Consider the following 18,786-nt stretch of genomic DNA (forward strand, 5'->3'; position numbering starts at 1 on the left):
CTTATTCCCATTAGATTTCATGTATCGTCGGATAAAATTCTTGGCAGATGAGAATAACCTTTTTGATCAGGCAACTTCAAAAACTAACCACTTGAAAAACGATGCCCTTTGGTACTGTTTTTAATTGCTGATTGTTTGTTGCCGCTTTGATCAAATCTTTTAGCCAATGTTAAGTATTATCTTGATCAAGAGTTATAGATTAATCTTCCACATATAAATAGCCTTCCTGGACAAAGACATCTTAGGTTGGAAAAGACGGCAATGATCAGCATGGCAAAGCTGCTGCTGCAACTTCCATCACAGCCCTATGGGAAAAGATTAATGTTTCCCCACCACTTTATAACTGCTTTGCCTTGCTGTTAGCTCCCATTCCTTGCTAATAATAAATGTAAAATCTTCAATTACTTTAAATTTATTTACCATATATTTTACACTAAAGCTTATTATTTAAATAATTTTCATCAAAACATATAGTAAATTAACACATTAACAATTTAATAAGACTTACGTAAATAGGAAACCCAATTGCCCTAAGCTTCCCTATGGACATATACTTCATTGTATATGCGACGTGCTCCATGCAATTTAACAGGTGACTATGCAGTATTTACAAGTTTCAAAATGCTAAAGACGAAAAAAGACGCGATTTTAGAGGCAGCCTTACTTCTTTTCGCAGACAAAGGTTATGAAGCTACCCCAACCACTCTGATCGCCAAGGCGGCTGGCGTGTCGGAAGGACTGATATTCAAGCACTACGTCAGTAAGGGAAACCTGCTGGAGTCCGTTGTGAAGGCGGGGTATAGACGCATCACAGACAAGAACAAAAGCCTATTTGAGGAAAAAGACCCTGCAAGATTCATATGCAAGGTGCTGGACATGCCCCTGAAGCTGGTGGAGGAAGAGCGAAGCTTCTGGCGGATGCAGTTCCGGCTGGCAGACGAGGAGATTGCGCAGAGGCATCACCTCCGTTACTCCCACTCTGTCACACAGAGGCTGGTGGAGGCGTTTCGTCGACTTAGCTACAAAGAGCCGGAGCTGGAAACAGAGGTACTGATGCTGTTGGTGGAGGGCCTATGGAGAGCGTACCTGACCAATGAGGACAGGAGCCGCTTTGTAAAGATGTTGGACCTGATCAAGGAAAACTACGTCGGCAAACTGATAGCCTAGGGATAGTCTCAGCGTTTCTGGGCCTGTCTTATTTTCTGCCGGTAACAAGGCTATAGCTATTGGATGGCAACATAACCGGTAGTATTTCTTTTTACTGAGGATCAGCAGTGCACAGCCCGTACCTGAACTTTTGTACCAACACTCATCCACAAAAAAACTGATAACTAATGGTAAGACCAATCGACACCTCTCTTGACAGATCCCTGCCTTTCCGTTCTGACCCGGAACTCAGGCGGCGGTATATGGCTGCCAACGAGCCAATCATAGGAAACCTGCGGTGGGGGTTGGTGCTGGAGGTGCTTGACAAAATGGCCGAGGATGTGGCCTTAGCCTACGTTCGCAGGTCCAGCTCCGAGGCAAAGGTCGTCACGGCTGCCATCGATGACATTGTCCTGCACACCCCTGCCGATATCACGCAGGACCTGCACCTTCATGCCCGAATCAACTACGTGGGGCGCAGCTCTATGGAAGTTGGCATACGCATCGACCAGGATACCCCTGCAAAACAGCCCCTGGCTTCCTCATATTTTACGATGGTAGCCAGGTCAGGGGAAGGCAGCGCTGTGCAGCGCCTGCCACTGAAGCCGCTCGAATGCGTGGACGCCCAGGAAAAGCTCAGGCATGCCGCTGCCATCCAGCGGAGAGAGGCTTACCGGAGCCGGATAGACGGGGCGGGGGAGCCTCCTTCCCCGCTGGAATACCAGTTGCTGGCTGAGCTGCACGCGGCCCAGGAACACCCCGCCTTCGATGGCTTACTGGCTGGCAACCTGGTGCGCAGCAGCCTGGAGCGCATGTACCCCGAGCAGGAAAACGTGCCCCAGAAAATATTTGGGGGTTACTTGGTTCGGCGCGCCTTTGAACTGGCGCTGATGCATGCTGAGGAGGTCGCCCCGCACCGCCCCGTCATCGTGCGCATCAACCGCATTAACTTTCTCCAGCCCGTGCGCATCGGGGACAAGCTCCACTTCACCAGCCGCATCGTCTACTCTGGGCGTACCTCTCTCTGTGTCGAGGTGAACATTGAGCGCACCAGCCTGGACAAAGTCACCAAGGCTCTTTCCAACACTTGTGTATTCACCTTTGTCAACGTGAACAGTATGATGCAGCCTCAACCAGTTCCCAAGGTGTACCCGACCACCTATGCTGAAGACGCGCGCTACCTGGAAGCTTACCGTCGACGGCTACAAACTGTTGAGCCTGCTGAAGTGGGTGCTGTCCGGAGCTAGAATGATGCAAAGTTGACCGGAACAAGAATCGGTGAAGGAAAAATAGCGCTGCGGGTGCCACTTATCCCACTCAATACCGGCAACTGTGGGCGTGATTATGTATAAGGTGTAAACTGATGAAGGACATAGCAACAAATACCATTAACCTGCTTAAGGACGGTGCATAGGTTTAATCTTGGTTTGGAGAGCATTAGACCTTCAGGTGCTAGAGGTTTAAAATCAGTTGGTCACGGCGGCCAGTAAGACAGAAGCCTGAAGCAACAGAGGGCAACATTTGGTTACTCTCCAAGACCTGTAGCAGAAAAGTGGATGTTCTATGGAATAGTGGTGAATAGTGAAGCCGTTTAGAACTTGACTTAAATTTCTTCTGATCCTCGTTTGATTCAGCCAAACCTTTATCGTTTCTACAGAAATGCGTCGAAAAAGGGTTTAAATAATTCATGTATTGTAATATCATTAGGCGTTAAATCCCCCCTCCTAAAGCCACGTGATAGAAAATTTGAGTGAGACATGAAAATCTCATGAGAAAAGTCTTTATTGCCCCTTCCTTTACTATATGTCGCTCTCTGCAGCTTTGCAAAAGAAGCACTGGTCCCTTTCAAACTGTGGTATGAGAGCCTACTGTCAGCTGAAACGTGGAGCTATCTATAGGTAATGGGTGTATCGGGGCTATGGTGCTTGGGATTCCGGCCCAAGAGCAACTGCAGCTGAATGAGGAGACTGTCTAGGCAAGCGAGCCCGGGATTAGCATAAATGAAGACCAAGAAAGCGCCTTGCTTAAAAACCGCAGGTTGATCTTCGAAAGCAACCATTAGGAGGCGCTGGCGCTTGCACTCGAAAAGGTGCCACGGCAGGCTTTGGCTAACCTGAACAAGTATGTCTTGCCAGCCGATAGGCGATCTGTTGATCTCTTTCCAGAGTACGATATCGCAGCAGCCTACTAAAGAGATTTGGATATTGAGCAGGCCATCATCTCTGTCATCAACAAGGTGGGTTGGGTAATCTACAAGCGGGAGATGTTCTTGTCAATCCCTGATGATGTCATCATGAATAGGCCAACTGATAAACCTAAGAGCATCACCTGTGCATTACGTATGAGTAGTTCGCACCAAAAGTATGAGGAAACGGCAATGCAAAACCAGATGGTTCTTAGTGTGTGGTATAAGGCATTTTTCCGCTTAGCAGCCTTTCGCTTTGGGGATTAAATGCTACTAGGGCGCCTTAAAAATTCATGGCTAACTCTCCATGGGTTTTTCTTTTTTATAAAACTTTCTATTACGGAACAAGAACGACCTTGGGTAACGCAGATTAACCGAGGGCAATTTAGGCTGCCCTCGGTTGTAGTGAACGACAATACATCGGCTAATCCCTAACCAACGTAATTAAAACGGACGTTTTATGGCGGGAAATTTAAGGATATGACAGAGGCTTCATAAATCAATCTTGCACATACGGATAGTCTTCCTGCACATAAACGTCTTCATAAAGCTCTTCAGGAGCCGGATAAGGGGAATTCTCAGCAAATTCAACCGCCTCGGCTACCTGACCTTTGATCTTTGCATCGATAGCATCTAAGTCAGCTTCCGTTGCATATTTATTCTCCAAAAGGGTGTAACGTACCATTCCAATCGGGTCTTGATCCCGATAGGTTGCTAACTCCTCTTTTGTTCTGTACTTGGCAGGGTCGGACATGGAGTGGCCTTTGTAGCGGTAAGTTCTGAACTCCAGCAGGGTTGGCCCTTCGCCGGCACGCGCACGCTCAGCAGCTCTTGCTACCGCCTCATGCACATCCTCCACGCTCATGCCATTTACAGGCTCAGATGGCATGTCATACGCCTCACCTAAGGTATAAAGATCCGTTACGTTAGACGTACGCTGCACAGAGGTACCCATAGCATAGCCGTTGTTCTCGATCACGAAGATCACCGGCAGCTTCCAGGTCATGGCCATATTAAACGTTTCGTGCAAGGCACCCTGGCGTACGGCACCATCACCCATGTAGCAAATGCATAGATTTTTGGTTTTGTTGTATTTCTCGGCAAATGCTAAACCTGCGCCCATTGGAATCTGTGCACCCACAATACCATGACCACCAGCAAAGTTTACACTTTTATCGAAGATGTGCATGGAACCACCCTTACCTTTAGAGCATCCGGTAGCTTTGGCGAACATCTCAGCCATAACCGCCCCGGGCGAAGTACCTAACCCAAGTGGATGTGCGTGGCAACGATAAGCAGTTATCCATTTGTCATCTTTGCTCAAAGCAGTGATAGCACCTGCTGCACAAGCCTCCTGGCCAATATACAAATGGCAAAAACCCTTTATTTTTTGCTGTCCGTACAACTGCCCGGTCTTCTCTTCGAACCTACGCATTAACTGCATCATCTCATACCAGCGCAGGTAAGTCTCCTTTGAGAACTTTGTCGCTGAACCTTCCTTTTTATGTTTTTTTTCCTTTGTATTTGCCATTATAGTTTTGCTTCTAACTCTGTTTAATGTGAGAAAATTGGCTACCGTAGCGCCTTTGAAGGAAGGAAACTCTTCAGGAAGAGCTGGCTACCCACTGCGGATGAAGGTCAAATACCCTACTGTAAGATCACCCTCCGCCGGGGTAGGAAGCTGTCCCTTCGAAGCATCCGTCCAGACATAATACAGTCAGTGCATAACAAACTGACTGCTAACCTACTATCAATACTCTTCTAAACCTTCCACTTCGATATTCCAGAACTTCCCGCTTTCAGTGTTTTCGGTAAGAGCCTGATAAATACCAGTGACAGACTGTTCAACTGTAACCGGAGCATTCTCGCCACCCATTCTGGTCTGTACCCATCCCGGGTGCAGCGGGGTTACCCTGATACCTCTTACCGCTAATCTTTGAGCAAGTATAACTGCATACATGTTAATGGCAGCTTTGGACATTCTGTATGCCGTGCCGTTAGGGCCCGCATTGCGGAGAAGTGCCATAGCGGTAGAAAGAAACACAACATGAGCGCCATCTTTAAGGTAGTTCAGCACACCTTCGGTAAATAACACGGTGCCAGTCGTATTAACAGAAAATGATGTCTTAAGATGGTCTGCTGTTGGTACATCGTCCCCCAGATCGGGACCTACACCTGCATTGTTTATTAAATAATCTATTTGGTTGGATGTTTGGCCAATTTGCTCGATAGCCTTGTTGATGCTTGCCTCATCACTAATGTCTCCCTGTACAACTGTAAGATTAGGATGGCTGTAATTTTCAATTTCCCCGGAGCGAGTTACGGCGATAACATGGATGCCTTCGTTAAGCAGCTTTTCAGTAAGGAATCGTCCGATGCCGTTGCTTGCGCCGGTAATAAGTGCTTTTTGAACTTCATTTGTCATAAATAAAATATGTTATTTATTGTTGGGCCTACACTACATCCTTAAAAGCAGGAGTAGATTTAGGATGTTTATATTGAAATCGTGTTGGATATTGAATTAAGAGCGGATATTGATTATGGCAAGGATCAGTAGCTCTCTTGTATGTTAGGGAAGTCTGAGGTTTTCACATCGTCAACATATTGTCTGACGGCACTGTTTATGACAGTGTGCAGGTCTGCATATTGCCTTACGAACCTTGGGTTAAAGCCTTTGTTCATCCCCAGCATATCATGGACAACAAGCACTTGCCCATCAGCACCAGCACCTGCCCCAATTCCGATGACAGGAACGTGTAAGGTTGTGGCCACCTCCTGCGCAAGGGATGCAGGAATCTTTTCCAAAGTTATGGAATAGCATCCTAGTTCCTGTAAAAGAAGCGCGTCTTTCTTCAGCTTTTCTGCTTCTGCATCAGCTTTTGCGCGAACGCCATACCCCCCATATTTGTTGATGGACTGCGGCATCAGGCCCAGGTGCCCCATCACAGGAATGCCGGCATTGATAATCTTTTGCATATCCGCTGCGATTTCCTCCCCTCCTTCAATCTTCAGGCTATCAGCGCCTGTCTCCTTCATGATCCTTATGGCTGATTTCAAGGATTTATTCGGATTTCCGCTGCACGTGCCGAATGGCATGTCTACAACGACTAATGCCCTTTTTACCCCATTGACAACGGATTTGCCATAAAATATTATCTCGTCTAAGGTGAGAGGCAGCGTAGTTTTGTTTCCTGCCATGACGTTCGATGCTGAATCTCCCACTAAAATAGCATCCAACCCAGCCTGGTCTAGGATGCTCGCCATCGTGTAATCGTACGCGGTCAGCATTGAGATCTTCTCACCACGCTCCTTCATTTTCTGAAATGTCTGTACAGTTACTTTCCTTTTATCACTCTCAGTGCTAGCGGACATGTTATTTTGTATGAAGTGATCTTTTATTTTAAACCCTTTCCCTTTCTTAGCAACTACTCACCCTTAAGCCACGCATCCAAGTCCATCAATACCTCACTGTTAATCTGATGTCCCATGTTATATTCATGATAAGTTAACGGCACACCCAGGTTCTGAAGGAGTGCTTTTGCTTGTCTTGCGTAGTGAATAGGCAATGTCCCATCCTGAACCCCGTGGGCAACAAATACCCTCAAGCGGTGCAGTTCTTCGTTCTTGATAATTGTGGATTGAATGTTCTCCAGAATCCTTCCGCTAAAGGCTATCACTCCATCCACCTCCTTCGGGTGGGTCAATCCAATACTGTAACTCATGATGGCCCCCTGACTGAATCCACCGAGATAAACTTCCTGAAGACTGTACTTTTGTTTAACCTGCGCTAAAAACTCGCTGATTACTTTTCTGCTGGATAGTTCCTGCTCTGCATCAATGACTGGTTTACCTGTTGAAAAATCCACGTTGTACCAGGCAAATCTTACAGGGCCCAGGGGAAATGTGCCACGGGCTGAAATAATGTAGAACTCATCAGATAAGTGGTCTGCAAGGTTAAACAGATCCTGCTCATTGCTACCTACACCGTGTAACAGAACAATAGCCCTGCTCTTTGAAGATTTAATTTTTGGTTCCCGCACAAGATAGTGCAGGGTAAAGTTGTCAGATGTTATGACGCTTTCTTTCTCGGGTGTATGATTCATTTGAGTATGGTCTAATAGATAAGAGTAGATGAAAAGAAGGAGTAAGAACAGCTGCATTCTTATCCAATTTTTACAGATGTCATGGTTAGCGAACCTCCCACCACTCTGTCGTTGAAGAAAGAGACGTCATCTTTGCTATCCTTCAAACCCAGTGTATACATCAATGGCCAGTAGTGTTCAGGTGTAGGGATGGCAAGCTGCGCCTCACGGCCCAACTGTTCATACTTAATCAGTTTATCATGTTGTCCTTTACTGATCAAGTCTTTAAAAGTGCTGTTTATCTGCACTGCCCAGTCAAAGCCGTATTCCGGTTCGTTGATTTTACTCCAGTCTACCATGCGCAGGTTGTGCACCATGTTGCCGCTGCCCACAATTAGCACTCCTTTCTTGCGTAGGCCTGCCAGTTCTTTCGACAGGTCATAGTGGTATTGCGGCCCTTTGGTATAGTCAATGCTAAGCTGCAGTACAGGGATGTTGGCTTCAGGGTACATGTGTCGGATAATCGTCCAGGCACCGTGATCAAGGCCCCAGTCATGGTCCAGTTCTACTGCAGTAGACTTGATAATGGATGCCGTTTCCTTGGCTAGTTCAGGGCTACCCGGTGCCTTGTACTGCACATCGAACAACTCCTGCGGAAAGCCACCGAAGTCATGGATGGTCTTTGGGAAATCCATTGCTGTAATACGGGTACCTTTGCTGAGCCAATGGGCAGATACCACCAGCACTGCTTTAGGTGTTGGGATCTCTCTTGCCAGTTTTGTCCAGTACTGACTGAACTCGTTATCCAAAATGCCATTCATGGGTGAGCCATGGCCTATAAATAGAACCGGCATCAACTGCTCCTGCTCACCCAGGCTGTCTGTAAATCTATTGAAAGCGGTTAATGTAGTCATACCTGCTACTCCAGTTAAAAGTGTTTTAATGAACTGTTTCCGTTGCATAACAGCTTGCTTCGTTAAATTGAAATGTGCAGAAACGCCTGCCGGTTTTTACCTATAGGCCGCTGGGGTTAAGCACTACCGCTTATACCTGGCTGTTGCCCAATAGCTCTGTATTATAGCTTTCTTGTTGCAGAGGAGCTCCCAGAATTAATTCATTCTGGAAGCTCTTGCTTCAATCTTAGCCTACTGTATTGAGAGGGTTCTGACGTAAGTCGACCGCAGTACCTTTTGCAGGAGCAGATAATCTAATGAATACTTTCCGCTTCCTGTGAGGAGTAGCACAGTGTAAGGCAACAGGTATAGAAGTCCCGGCTCTTGCTTCGCAAAAGGATCTGCGCCATGCACCAGGAAAACTGCCACCAGCATGGTGATAATCAAAGGAATGGCTGCCAGCCTTGTACCAAGCCCCACCAGAATCAGCAGTGAACAAACCACCTCGGCGAATACGGCTAACAGCAGTGCGCCAGTAGCACTTAGGCCGAACAGGGCAGGAAACTGAACCGGCGCGTCAGATAATAGCATTTCCAGCTTCGGCCAACCGTGTGTAAGCATCAGGGTGGCAATACCAACCCGAGCTATCAGAAGCGCCACGTCAATATTGTTGGCACTCTGGTACACATTTATAAGCTTTTTCATCGCTGATTCTTCGTTTATTATTACTGGATAAACTCGCCGTCCGCTTTGATGCGTACCTCGTCGCTGATCATAGGGGCTGGGAAGCTACTGCCTAGGTTAAAGTCGGAGCGCTTGATAGTACCCGTTACCTGGAAACCTGCCGTTTGCTTCTTGCTCATCGGGTTTTCTACCGAGCCATTGTAGATCATATCTAAGGTTACAGGCTTAGTTACACCAGCTAGGGTTAGGTTGCCGTTAAGCTTAAAGTTATTCTTGCCTGCCTTCTTTACAGAAGTGCTTTTAAAGTCCATGGTCGGGTATTTTTCTACATTAAAAAAATCCGGGCTCTTCAGGTGAGCGTCACGGTCTCCTACTCTGGTGTCAATAGAGGCTGTTTTTGCGGTCAGCTCCACCACAGCATCACTGAAATCCGGCTTAGCGGAGGTAATTTTTACATCGAAGTCATTGAACGTGCCCGACACATCGGCAATGCCCAGGTGGTTCACCGTAAAGCCAAGCTGCGAGTGGGCGTCATCGTTCGTCCATACCCCGTTCAGGGTAGTGAAAGCCGACAGAGAAAAGAATGCGAATACAATTACTAATAACTTTTTCATTTTTGAATTGATCTTGGGTTTGTGATTTACTTTATAGTGTTTGAATAACTTATTGGTGCAGGATCTTCCAGCCGGCGAGCCAGTTATAACCGTACTTCATGTTCAGTTGAATAAGCAGCAGCTGCATGCGCTCCAATGTGCCGCTTACAGCCAGCCCTCCCGCAACAATCGGATTGAAACCCGCTGTGCTAACCAGTTCAGCAACGGTTTGGACGGCCGCTTCATCCTCTCCAGCGACAAAGGCGTCGGCTTGCTTGCCATCTATGACAGGTGTAGAGAAGTCGGCAGCAAAGGTGGTGTTGAATGCTTTTACCACTTTGGAGTTGGGCAGCAGCTTTTGCAGTTCTTCTGCCGCACTGGAGTCAGGCGCTGTCACCAAGCCGTCATATGTATCATTAAGCGGGTTGGCGATACTAATGACGATCTTCTGGTTGGCAACTTCCCTTATCTTTTCGGCTACTTCTTGTTCTGCTGCATAGGGAACAGCGGCAATGATAATGTCTGCTTCCCAAGAAGCTTCTCTGGTGCAATCTATTGCTTCTACTTCCGCAGCTGGATTGTTTACTTTGATTTCGTCTACTACAGCCTGTACTTTGTCTAATTCGTTTGCACAAAGAAGTAGTCTATAGTTGCCCTTCGCAAGGCTTTTCGATATAGCGGAGCCCATGTTACCGGATGCTCCTATAATGGCTATTGTTTGCATTGTCTTCATTGTTTTAAAAATGAACAATACAAAGGTACAGCCATGAAAAGCCCTGCGCATTGCGCCTTGTCAAGAAAAACCCTTGACATTTGTCAATGACATGAAGGATGTTTTACCTGCGGTCGGCTATCTTCTTACGGACCCGACTCAGGGTTTCAGGTGTCAGCCCCATATAAGAGGCGATCATGTGCTGCGGCACGCGCTGGGCAATGTCGGGGTAGGTTTCTGTAAAACGGGTGTAGCGTTCTTCGGCCGGAAGACTGATATTGGAGGTCAGTCGCCGTTGCAAAGCAATGTAAGCACCTGTAATGAGTAGGCGCATGTACGTTTCGTATTTAGGTTGAGTTTTCAAAAGCTCTTCATGCGCAGCCCGGGTTATCAGCACCAGCACGGCATCTTCCAGGGCTTCTATGTTATAGGTGGCGGGCTCAGCGGTCAGGAAGCTGAACAGATCTGAGATTGTCCAGCCTTCTATGGCAAACTGTACAATGTGCTCGTTGTTATTCTCGTCTACAGTATAGGCGCGTAATGCCCCTTCCTCTACAAAGGCAATGGATTTGCACACATCTCCCTCCTGTAAGAGGTACTGCCTTTTGCGCAGCTTTTTAGGTGTCAGGTATGCCTTTATTTGCTCCTGCTCTTCTGGAGTTAGTGGCACTTTCTCGTTGAATTTCTGAAAGAACAATTCGTACATTGTTGAAAGACACAAAAGCGGCTTCTTATGCATTTCTACTCTAGAAGCCGCTTTTGTGCAGTGCTGCTTTAGTATGTGAAACTCATTTATTTTTATTTCGCTATCCTTACAACAGGCTTAAGTGTTTCACCAGATTTTGATGCTTCAAAAGCTGCGTTGATGTCCTCAAAGTCATAGAATTTGACCAGCTTGTCGAAGGGGAACTTCCCCTCTTTATAGTACTGAATTAATTTAGGGATGTGTATCTGGGGAATGGAATCCCCCTGTACCGTGCCCATCACTTTTTTCCCTTCCATCAATAAGTCATTTGTGAAGTTTAGCGTCACATCGCCTCCCATACCTACGATGGAAACTATCCCTGAAACGCGTAGCGCATGGATCGATTGAATGATGACCGAGGTGGCACCCGTTGTTTCAATTCCATAGTGGACACCTCCCTCTGTAATCCTCTTAATTTCTTTTACAACATCTACTTCCTTGCCGTTCAAGGCATGCGTTGCACCGAGTTCCAAAGCAAGGTCTAACCGGTTTTGGTGTAAATCGACAACAATAATATGCTTCAAACCCATGATTTTGGCTGCCATCACCGCACTCAAACCCACTGCTCCACCTCCATAAATAGCAATTGAGCTACCTGGCTCAGGACGCAGCGTATTCATGACCGTGCCACTCCCCGTCTGGATGCCGCAACCTAACGGTCCTAATAGCGCCAAATCAACGTCCTTATCCACTTTAACAACATTATTTTTATTGGCCACAGCATACGTTGCGAAAGAAGATTGCCCAAAAAAAGTGGAAAGTGCGTGATTATGTTGGTGGATATGATGAGAACCATCTTTAGATTTACCACCGAAATTGAGTTCTACCGTTCTCTGGCATAGATTCTGGTGCCCCGTCAGGCACTGGGAGCACTCGCCGCAATAGGAATAAGAAAGGACAACGTGGTCGCCAGGCTGTATGTTTGTAATGCCAGCGCCAACTTTCTCTACTATACCGGCCCCCTCATGTCCTAATACGACTGGGAACGGAGCCCCTCTTCCTCTGATAGATTCTGCGTCAGTATGGCAGATACCTGTAGCCACTATTTTTACCAGTACTTCATCAGGCCCGGGTTCTGTTAACTCTACTTCTTCAATTTTCAATGCTTCGCCTACATCATGTGCGACTGCTGCTTTAATTTTCATAGCTGCTAGTGTTAGTAATAAACATTAAAACTATAATAATGGGAGATAACTCTAATCCTCTATACTTCACACGTAATGACCTTCCTATTACTCAACCCAATTCCTACATCTCTTACGATAACGTTGCCTACATTAATAATACTTACCTCAAAAGCCTGGTTAAAGTATGACCGCATGTAGGTTTTGTTAAAATTCTGATGTGTTGCAAAGTTTTGAATCCAGCTAGCACAGCGGAGTCCGTATCTTTACTATACTGTAAAACCCGTGTAGTGCATACAGTCCAAAACTCAGATGGGCAGTTTGTTGTTTTAGAGACAAACCGTCTGCTCCAGCACTGTCTGAGCCGTTGCATAATTCCGTTGCTAAACAAAAGCCAACTGCAAAGGAAGAATGCTCCCGGCTTTTGTTCAGAACTTTAACCTGCTAAAAAATTTGTTGAGTGATATAGATCTGCAACGGTTCAGCCAATAATGGCTGGATGCTGGAGGCAAACTTCTGGAAATGCTCCGATTGGCTATGCGCCTGGAAGTCTTCTTCAGATTGAAATTCTTCCATCATAATGAAAACAGCTGGATCGGAAGTTGTACGATGTACCTCATAACGATGACAGCCTGGCTCAAGCCGGGTGGCGGAAACTAAGGGTTCAAATAGGGCCAAGAGGGTCTCAATGGCTTCGGATTGTATTTTGATGATTCCTATGATATAAAGCATTTGTTTTGTATTTAAATTAGTTAATAGAGTAGGTCATAGACGACCTATATATAAGAAAATATATTAAGTCGTATTTTGGTTATTCTGCAAGCCTGATTCCGGTAAACTGCCATTGATGCTGCGGATGGAAAAAATTACGGTAGCTCTTGCGGCTGTGCCCTGCTGACGTAGCGACGGAGGCGCCACGGAGTACCATTTGGTTTACCATGAATTTTCCATTATACTCCCCCACCGCACCGGCTGCTCTTCTGTAGCCTGGATAAGGTAGGTAAGCACTATTGGTCCACTCCCAGCGGTCTCCCCAGTTTAAATGATCTGCCGCTACTTCCCACTCTGCCTCAGTCGGCAACCGCATTCCTTTCCATGCTGCAAAAGCTGCAGCTTCAAAAAAGCTGATGTGGCATACAGGCTCTGAAGGTTGAACCTCCTGTAAACCTGAGATAGTATAGTGCATCCATTTCCCGTCTATATGGTGCCAGTACAGTGGGCCTGAAACGCCTTTACTCTTTACCCAATCCCATCCCTCAGCATGCCAGTATCTGAAGTTCTTATAGCCACCGTCCTCCATGAACTGCAGGTATTCCTCGTTTGTGACCAGATTGTTCGATATGTTGAATTCATGCAGGTATACTTTATGCCTGCCCAGCTCATTGTCGAAGCAAAATTCTGTACCACCGTAACCGATCTCATAAACACCAGCAGGAACGGTAGCAACCCCTGCCGTCACCTGTTGTACAGGCTTTTCAACTGTCTGAAGGCTGTAAGCGGGAAAGAGCGGGTTATGTCCTAAAATGTATTTGATATCTGTATAAAGTAACTCCTGGTGCTGCTGCTCATGATTTAGGCCAAGCACCAGCAGTTCTTTTACCTCAGGCCCAGGATCGTCCTTCAGAAAACCCTCCATGGCATTGTCCACGTAGCTTCGGTACCGATAAACTTCCTCTACGGTTGGCCGGCTTAGGTTTCCCCTGTCCGTTCGGATCACGCGGGCACCTATGGTTTCATAATAGCTGTTAAAAACATAGTTATAGGCGGGATCGAATTCCCTGTAGCAGTGGGCATAAGGCTTTAGGATGAATGTTTCAAAAAACCAGGTGGTGTGACCCAGGTGCCATTTGGGGGGGCTTACATCCACCACCGGCTGTACGACATAATCCTCCGCTTTTATTGGCTTGCATATATCTTCTGATACTTGCCGAACCTTTTTATAAACTTTTACTAAACTAAGTTCAGTCATTTTGCTCGATATATTGTTTTAAATCAGTGATGGTTGTAAGGTTCAGGGCCTGCGCCTGTCTTCTGCGCATCATCAAAGCATAGGTGTTATTGAATCCTATCGGATCCATCCAAATGAGCCCGTATCGTTTTTCAAATTGTTCCTGGACGTACTGAAAAACCTTCTCCTTGGCGACAATCAGCGAATCTACTTTTTGGGGATCCGGTTGTAAGATGACCTGTAATCCTGTTCCGGTGTACTCCGGATACAGATCGATTTGTTTATGAAGCAGGGCATCAAAGCATATTTTGGTGCCCCCAAGGCCAGTCTTTGTTTCAACGCCCAGATTAGTATAGCCTCTGATCAACATACTGTAGATCTCGGCAAGGATATACTGCTCGCCAAAGATTTTCGAACCAATCCGGATCATGCCTTGATTTCCTTTTTGAGGAGCCCGCCAAAGTTTTTTTGATACTAAGAAGTCTTTTGCCACCTTTCCCGGTGACTGCTTTAATATATCCACTCGGTAGTTTAGATCGGTCATGGTAGCATCATCAATCATGCCTGTCAGCAAGCCAAGCGTTTTCCTGAGCTCCGGGTAGCGTTGCAAAACCTCGGCGCGAACGACAGGGGCAGCGTAATACGGAGGGAATATCATCTTGTCATCTTGGAGGATCGCCAGATCATACGCCTTTAGCCGGCCATCAGTGCTGTAGCCACCGATAATATCCAGCTTGTTTTCAAAGAGTGCTTTGTACATCACCGCATCACTTATCACCACGGTTGGAACACTCAACTCGTATTCTGACTTTAACCCCAGATACCCGTCCGTCCGGCCCATGAATTCTGGCTCAAATCCCGCCAGCAGTTTATTTCCGGCAGAAGGCATCAGATAAGCAGCAGATACCATTATCGTGACTATAGAGAACACCAGAGCAGCTTTATGGATGCGGGCGGGTTGCAACAGCTGTACCTTTCCAAGTAGAAAATCAAAAAGAACAGCCAGCAGAGACGCAGGTATGGCTCCTGCCAAAATCATGTTGGTGTTATTAAGCGCAATGCCACCGAAAATAAATTCGCCCAAGCCTCCACCTGCAATATAGGCAGCAAGGGTCGCCACCCCAACGTTGATGACAGTAGCGGTTCTGATACCAGCCATGATAACAGGCAGGGACAAGGGCAGCTCCACCTTGAAAAGTATTTGTCTACTCGTCATACCCATGCCTTTGGCGGCATCTTTTACTGCCTCATCCACGCCTATGATCCCGACGTAGGTGTTTCTGATTATAGGTAATAATGCGTACAGGAAAAGGACGATGATAGCTGGTAGGGTGCCGATGCCCAGTAGAGGAATCATAAACCCCAGCAAGGCAATGCTGGGAATCGTCTGAAACATTCCTGCTATACCCAAAACGGTACCGGAAAGCGTTCTTCTTTTTGCAATCAGTACTCCCATTGGCAACCCAAGCAGCATAGCCAGCAGCAGGGATGCAAAGGTAAGGCCGATATGGGTAATGGTCTGGCTGAGAATTTCGTCACTCTGCAATAGGAAGAACCCCCATAAGCTTTGCTGTTGATCCATACTATTGGGCTTGTTTATATTGTTGCAGCAGGCGCGGAATATCGGGGAACATAATTTTTCTTCGCTCGCCGGTTACTTCGTTATAGACAGCTACTGCTTGTGCACCTCCTGATTCTGAAAGACGTTCCATGGCTTCCCAAAGGCTTTGGGTCCCCTTCACGGAATCCAGTTCTACCGAACCAACCGCCGTGTCTGTTGCTAGCATGTCCCAAACATCTGAGAGGCGAACGGCTTTTAACTCTAATGAAAACCGCTCCCGACCTATAAAACTTTGCACAAAATCATTTGCAGGTCGGAACACCAAATCTGCAGGCGTTCCATTTTGCATCACCCTGCCTTTATCCATCAGGCATATCCGGTCACCCAGTTCAAACGCTTCCTGTATATCGTGCGTAACCAGGACAACGGTCTTTTTATTGAGTTCATCTAATTCCCTGAACTCTTTGCGAACGCTGGCTCTGGTAATAGGGTCCAGTGCTCCGAAAGGCTCATCCATTAGTAGTATGGGCGGGTTGGCAGCCAAAGCTCTAGCCAAGCCAACGCGTTGTTGTTGCCCACCACTCAAGCTGGAGGGCAACGCGTCCCAATAGTTTGCTGGTGACAAATGAAGCTTTTCAAGCAGCAGCCTCGTACGCTCCTTTATAAGTTCTTGGCTCCAACCAAGCAACTGCGGTACAAGTGCAATATTCTCAGCCACTGTATAGTGTGGAAAAAGTCCATTGTTTTGCAGGACGTAGCCAATGGACCTACGAAGAAGTTCGGCAGGCTCAGAAAACACACTTTTACCGTTGATATACACCTCCCCGGATGATGCTTCAGTCAGGCGATTAATCATCCGCAGGGTGGTTGTTTTTCCGCAGCCACTCGTACCTAGCAAAACAAGGGTTTCACCTTCCTTTACCTCGAAGGATACATCCTGTACAGCAATGTTATGGTTATAATGTTTAGATAAACTCTCAACAACAAGCATAGCGCATTTGGGAATGGGTGACAATGATGGTATTCTAGACCTGTCGGAACCTAAGCCGTAGGCGCAGAACGGGCCGAATATATTCTAGTACAAATCGACACACTGCCAGATGGTATCAAGAAACCAGTTCCTGCTATCCGTAAAATAACCAATGGGCATGAAACCTGCCTGTTTTGCCATGGAAGTGATCTCTTCCGGATCATACTTCTGAGAGATTTCCATCGAGATGATTTCATCCTGCCGAAAGTCTATAGGCTGGCCGGCTACAAGCACCTCCTGGTCAGTTTTACTTACAAGATAACTTCTGCAGGCACCGGTAAGCGGATCGTAGGACTGGTAATGCACGAACTGGTCCAAGTCAAAATCACCATTAAGCTCCCGGTTGATGCGTTGTAGCAGGTTCAGGTTAAACCTGCTGGTAATACCCGCCCTGTCGTTGTAGGCATCCCAAATAACCTGAGGGTGCTTTTTCAAATCGAAGCCTATCAATACCAGATCGCCCGTCTTCAGGTGTGTCCGTAGCTTTTTGCAGAAAACAGCGGCCTCCCGAGGTTCCATATTCCCGATGTTAGCCCCAAGAAGCATGACCACCTTCCGCCTAGGCGACAGCCTAGCGGCAATACCAAGCCTATCAAAATACTCCCCTTCCAGGCATGTAATATCTAAGCCTTTAATTTCCGCTTTCAGCCTCTTTTCCAGCACTGACAGGATGTTGCCAGATATATCGATCGGCATGTAGGAGAAATCAACCTTCTGGTCTGAAAGGTACCTGAGCAGGTACTGTGACTTGGTGGCGTCACCGGCCCCCAGTTCAATCAGATCAAAGTCTCCGTTAACGGAAGTGATGGTTTGAGCTAGTTCCGCAGCCTTGCTTTGAAATATCTCCAGTTCGCAATCCGTCAGATAGTATTCCGGGCAAGCCATGATCTGCTGAAACAGCTTATCTCCTGCCTTGTCATAAAAGTATTTCGACGGAAGCCTTTTTGGCTTGCTATGCAATCCTTCAAATACCTCCTCACGAAATTTCTCCAAAAGGGTATCAGTCTGCGCTAGTGTATCTAGTGGGCAGTTAGTTGAATTCATGATGTATAGTATAGTTAGACTATTAGGCTTTAATCCCCGGTAAGGACCACAATCTTTCCGCCTGCTGAATTGCTTTCCATAAACTGATGTGCCGCTGCAATTTCACTGAGTGTAAACGATTTGCTGATACTCAGCTGAATGGTACCTGCTTCCACATCGCGGATAAACTGCTGAAAATTTTGCTCCTCTACCCGGATCTGACCGCTGTCGTAGATTGTGAGGTGTACAGTGGCGGGAATGTACTCCATGGGTGCGAAATCTGCCAACGACCACTGCTCGGATAGCATACCCGTCATGCATACCGTGCCACCCGGAGCAGTACATCGCAGCGAGTCTTTCAGGGTATAAGTGCCGACCAGCTCCAGCACCTTATCCACCCCTTCGGGATAAATGGCCTTTACTTTTTCTGCCAGGTTGCCGTCATCGATGAGCACATGGTCAGCACCATTGTGCAAGAGCAGCTCTGCTTTGACGGGTTTCCTTGTGGTAGCCAGAACGGTAAGACTGCTCTTTTTAGCCAGCTGTGTTGCCAGCATCCCGATAGAGGAAGTGCCCCCTCTTATTAGCAGCGATTCACCTTGTTTTACTTTCAGCGCCAGGTGCAGTGAGCCATAAACAGTCTGGAACATCTCCGGGATAGCCCCCAGCTGTTCCCAGCTTAAATGGCTTTCAAAGGGATATAACAGGGTCTGTGGAAGCACCACATACTCCGCGTAACTCCCGTCAAAATCCCTGCCCATGCCGCCCATAAAGGCAGCTACTTTCTGTCCTAGTTTGAATTTCCCTGCCGGGTCATGCTCCACCTCCCCCACACACTCGATCCCCAATACCCTCGGGAAACGAACGTTTGGCGATAAGCCCTTGCGCGTCATCAGCTCGGAGCGGTTCAGGCCGAAGGCTTTTACCTTCACCAATACCTGTTCAGCGCCTGGAGTCGGAATGGGTTTATCCTCCAACACGAAGTTACCGGGACCACCAGGACGATAAAGTAATGCAGCTTTCAATGCTTATAGCTTAAATTTTGATAGGTAGGGCTATT

The 18,786-nt window shown here is 47.0% G+C and carries 20 protein-coding genes; 4 read left to right on the forward strand and 16 right to left on the reverse strand.

Translation table 11 applies throughout. The annotated features are described in order from the left end of the window. Positions 1-621 precede the first annotated feature (621 nt). The 4 genes from PKOR_RS03210 to PKOR_RS03220 all read left to right on the forward strand — a co-directional run bounded on the left by PKOR_RS03210 (position 622) and on the right by PKOR_RS03220 (position 3,598). A complete protein-coding gene (locus PKOR_RS03210; protein ID WP_052738702.1) occupies positions 622-1,167 on the forward strand; it encodes a TetR/AcrR family transcriptional regulator in 546 nt (181 codons plus the stop codon). Positions 1,168-1,334: 167 nt separating this feature from the next. Further along, positions 1,335-2,393 (forward strand): hotdog domain-containing protein, encoded by a 1,059-nt coding sequence (locus tag PKOR_RS03215; RefSeq protein WP_046309100.1) that lies wholly within the window; start codon positions 1,335-1,337, stop codon positions 2,391-2,393. A 635-nt stretch (positions 2,394-3,028) separates the two neighbouring features. Continuing rightward, the gene (locus PKOR_RS24340; protein WP_084694712.1) at positions 3,029-3,121 is read left to right on the forward strand and encodes a glycoside hydrolase N-terminal domain-containing protein; all 93 of its coding nucleotides are present in this window, start codon (positions 3,029-3,031) and stop codon (positions 3,119-3,121) included. A 222-nt stretch (positions 3,122-3,343) separates the two neighbouring features. After that, the gene (locus tag PKOR_RS03220; protein ID WP_046309102.1) at positions 3,344-3,598 is read left to right on the forward strand and encodes a glycoside hydrolase N-terminal domain-containing protein; all 255 of its coding nucleotides are present in this window, start codon (positions 3,344-3,346) and stop codon (positions 3,596-3,598) included. Between the two features lie 232 nt (positions 3,599-3,830). Here the strand turns inward: PKOR_RS03220 and pdhA are convergent, their stop codons facing one another. The 16 genes from pdhA to PKOR_RS03300 form a co-directional block, all read right to left on the reverse strand. After that, positions 3,831-4,862 carry a pyruvate dehydrogenase (acetyl-transferring) E1 component subunit alpha gene (pdhA, locus tag PKOR_RS03225; RefSeq protein WP_046309103.1) on the reverse strand — a complete coding sequence of 344 codons (1,032 nt, stop codon included), beginning with the start codon at positions 4,860-4,862 and terminating at the stop codon, positions 3,831-3,833. Between the two features lie 219 nt (positions 4,863-5,081). After that, on the reverse strand, positions 5,082-5,756 hold the full coding sequence (locus tag PKOR_RS03230; RefSeq protein WP_046309104.1) for an SDR family NAD(P)-dependent oxidoreductase: 675 nt from the start codon (positions 5,754-5,756) through the stop codon (positions 5,082-5,084). A gap of 125 nt (positions 5,757-5,881) precedes the next feature. Next, positions 5,882-6,703: a 3-methyl-2-oxobutanoate hydroxymethyltransferase gene (gene panB, locus PKOR_RS03235; RefSeq protein ID WP_046309105.1), complete on the reverse strand. Its 822-nt coding sequence runs from the start codon at positions 6,701-6,703 to the stop codon at positions 5,882-5,884. Positions 6,704-6,756: 53 nt separating this feature from the next. Beyond that, entirely contained in the window at positions 6,757-7,434 is a 678-nt protein-coding gene (locus PKOR_RS03240) for an alpha/beta hydrolase (RefSeq protein ID WP_046314024.1), read from the reverse strand. A 59-nt stretch (positions 7,435-7,493) separates the two neighbouring features. Then, positions 7,494-8,327 carry a 4,5-DOPA-extradiol-dioxygenase gene (ygiD, locus tag PKOR_RS03245; RefSeq protein ID WP_046314026.1) on the reverse strand — a complete coding sequence of 278 codons (834 nt, stop codon included), beginning with the start codon at positions 8,325-8,327 and terminating at the stop codon, positions 7,494-7,496. A gap of 231 nt (positions 8,328-8,558) precedes the next feature. Beyond that, positions 8,559-9,011, reverse strand: coding sequence for a DoxX family protein (locus tag PKOR_RS03250; RefSeq protein ID WP_046309107.1), 453 nt, complete (start codon positions 9,009-9,011; stop codon positions 8,559-8,561). Positions 9,012-9,031: 20 nt separating this feature from the next. Beyond that, on the reverse strand, positions 9,032-9,604 hold the full coding sequence (locus PKOR_RS03255) for a YceI family protein (RefSeq protein ID WP_046309108.1): 573 nt from the start codon (positions 9,602-9,604) through the stop codon (positions 9,032-9,034). Positions 9,605-9,653: 49 nt separating this feature from the next. Beyond that, positions 9,654-10,316 carry an NADPH-dependent F420 reductase gene (locus PKOR_RS03260; protein WP_046309109.1) on the reverse strand — a complete coding sequence of 221 codons (663 nt, stop codon included), beginning with the start codon at positions 10,314-10,316 and terminating at the stop codon, positions 9,654-9,656. Between the two features lie 103 nt (positions 10,317-10,419). Then, positions 10,420-11,001 (reverse strand): Crp/Fnr family transcriptional regulator, encoded by a 582-nt coding sequence (locus PKOR_RS03265; protein WP_046309110.1) that lies wholly within the window; start codon positions 10,999-11,001, stop codon positions 10,420-10,422. A 92-nt stretch (positions 11,002-11,093) separates the two neighbouring features. Then, complete coding sequence (locus PKOR_RS03270; RefSeq protein WP_046309111.1) at positions 11,094-12,185, reverse strand: NAD(P)-dependent alcohol dehydrogenase; 1,092 nt, start codon at positions 12,183-12,185, stop codon at positions 11,094-11,096. A gap of 423 nt (positions 12,186-12,608) precedes the next feature. After that, positions 12,609-12,896, reverse strand: coding sequence for a putative quinol monooxygenase (locus PKOR_RS03275; protein ID WP_046309112.1), 288 nt, complete (start codon positions 12,894-12,896; stop codon positions 12,609-12,611). 79 nt (positions 12,897-12,975) lie between these two features. Then, entirely contained in the window at positions 12,976-14,133 is a 1,158-nt protein-coding gene (egtB, locus tag PKOR_RS03280; RefSeq protein WP_046309113.1) for an ergothioneine biosynthesis protein EgtB, read from the reverse strand. Continuing rightward, positions 14,126-15,694 carry an ABC transporter permease/substrate-binding protein gene (locus PKOR_RS03285; protein WP_046309114.1) on the reverse strand — a complete coding sequence of 523 codons (1,569 nt, stop codon included), beginning with the start codon at positions 15,692-15,694 and terminating at the stop codon, positions 14,126-14,128. The genes egtB and PKOR_RS03285 overlap by 8 nt, the downstream gene beginning before the upstream one ends. 1 nt (position 15,695) lies before the next feature. Next, positions 15,696-16,664 (reverse strand): ABC transporter ATP-binding protein, encoded by a 969-nt coding sequence (locus PKOR_RS03290; protein ID WP_046309115.1) that lies wholly within the window; start codon positions 16,662-16,664, stop codon positions 15,696-15,698. 84 nt (positions 16,665-16,748) lie between these two features. Further along, positions 16,749-17,747: an L-histidine N(alpha)-methyltransferase gene (gene egtD, locus PKOR_RS03295; protein ID WP_046309116.1), complete on the reverse strand. Its 999-nt coding sequence runs from the start codon at positions 17,745-17,747 to the stop codon at positions 16,749-16,751. A gap of 29 nt (positions 17,748-17,776) precedes the next feature. Next, positions 17,777-18,751, reverse strand: a complete 975-nt coding sequence (locus PKOR_RS03300; protein WP_046309117.1) for a zinc-binding alcohol dehydrogenase family protein — start codon at positions 18,749-18,751, stop codon at positions 17,777-17,779. Between the last annotated feature and the right edge of the window lie 35 nt (positions 18,752-18,786).

The sequence above is a fragment of the Pontibacter korlensis genome, assembly GCF_000973725.1.
Classification (GTDB): domain Bacteria; phylum Bacteroidota; class Bacteroidia; order Cytophagales; family Hymenobacteraceae; genus Pontibacter; species Pontibacter korlensis.

Excerpts from the sequence above, each read along its gene's own strand:
- PKOR_RS03275 (WP_046309112.1), bottom strand. The coding sequence starts at position 12,896 with ATGCTTTATATCATAGGAATCATCAAAATACAATCCGAAGCCATTGAG.
- PKOR_RS03255 (WP_046309108.1), bottom strand. The coding sequence starts at position 9,604 with ATGAAAAAGTTATTAGTAATTGTATTCGCATTCTTTTCTCTGTCGGCT.
- ygiD (WP_046314026.1), bottom strand. The coding sequence starts at position 8,327 with ATGACTACATTAACCGCTTTCAATAGATTTACAGACAGCCTGGGTGAG.
- PKOR_RS03230 (WP_046309104.1), bottom strand. The coding sequence starts at position 5,756 with ATGACAAATGAAGTTCAAAAAGCACTTATTACCGGCGCAAGCAACGGC.
- PKOR_RS03250 (WP_046309107.1), bottom strand. The coding sequence starts at position 9,011 with ATGAAAAAGCTTATAAATGTGTACCAGAGTGCCAACAATATTGACGTG.
- PKOR_RS03240 (WP_046314024.1), bottom strand. The coding sequence starts at position 7,434 with ATGAATCATACACCCGAGAAAGAAAGCGTCATAACATCTGACAACTTT.
- PKOR_RS03270 (WP_046309111.1), bottom strand. The coding sequence starts at position 12,185 with ATGAAAATTAAAGCAGCAGTCGCACATGATGTAGGCGAAGCATTGAAA.
- PKOR_RS03290 (WP_046309115.1), bottom strand. The coding sequence starts at position 16,664 with ATGCTTGTTGTTGAGAGTTTATCTAAACATTATAACCATAACATTGCT.
- panB (WP_046309105.1), bottom strand. The coding sequence starts at position 6,703 with ATGTCCGCTAGCACTGAGAGTGATAAAAGGAAAGTAACTGTACAGACA.
- PKOR_RS03260 (WP_046309109.1), bottom strand. The coding sequence starts at position 10,316 with ATGAAGACAATGCAAACAATAGCCATTATAGGAGCATCCGGTAACATG.
- PKOR_RS03265 (WP_046309110.1), bottom strand. The coding sequence starts at position 11,001 with ATGTACGAATTGTTCTTTCAGAAATTCAACGAGAAAGTGCCACTAACT.
- egtD (WP_046309116.1), bottom strand. The coding sequence starts at position 17,747 with ATGAATTCAACTAACTGCCCACTAGATACACTAGCGCAGACTGATACC.
- egtB (WP_046309113.1), bottom strand. The coding sequence starts at position 14,133 with ATGACTGAACTTAGTTTAGTAAAAGTTTATAAAAAGGTTCGGCAAGTA.
- PKOR_RS03285 (WP_046309114.1), bottom strand. The coding sequence starts at position 15,694 with ATGGATCAACAGCAAAGCTTATGGGGGTTCTTCCTATTGCAGAGTGAC.
- pdhA (WP_046309103.1), bottom strand. The coding sequence starts at position 4,862 with ATGGCAAATACAAAGGAAAAAAAACATAAAAAGGAAGGTTCAGCGACA.
- PKOR_RS03215 (WP_046309100.1), top strand. The coding sequence starts at position 1,335 with ATGGTAAGACCAATCGACACCTCTCTTGACAGATCCCTGCCTTTCCGT.
- PKOR_RS03210 (WP_052738702.1), top strand. The coding sequence starts at position 622 with ATGCTAAAGACGAAAAAAGACGCGATTTTAGAGGCAGCCTTACTTCTT.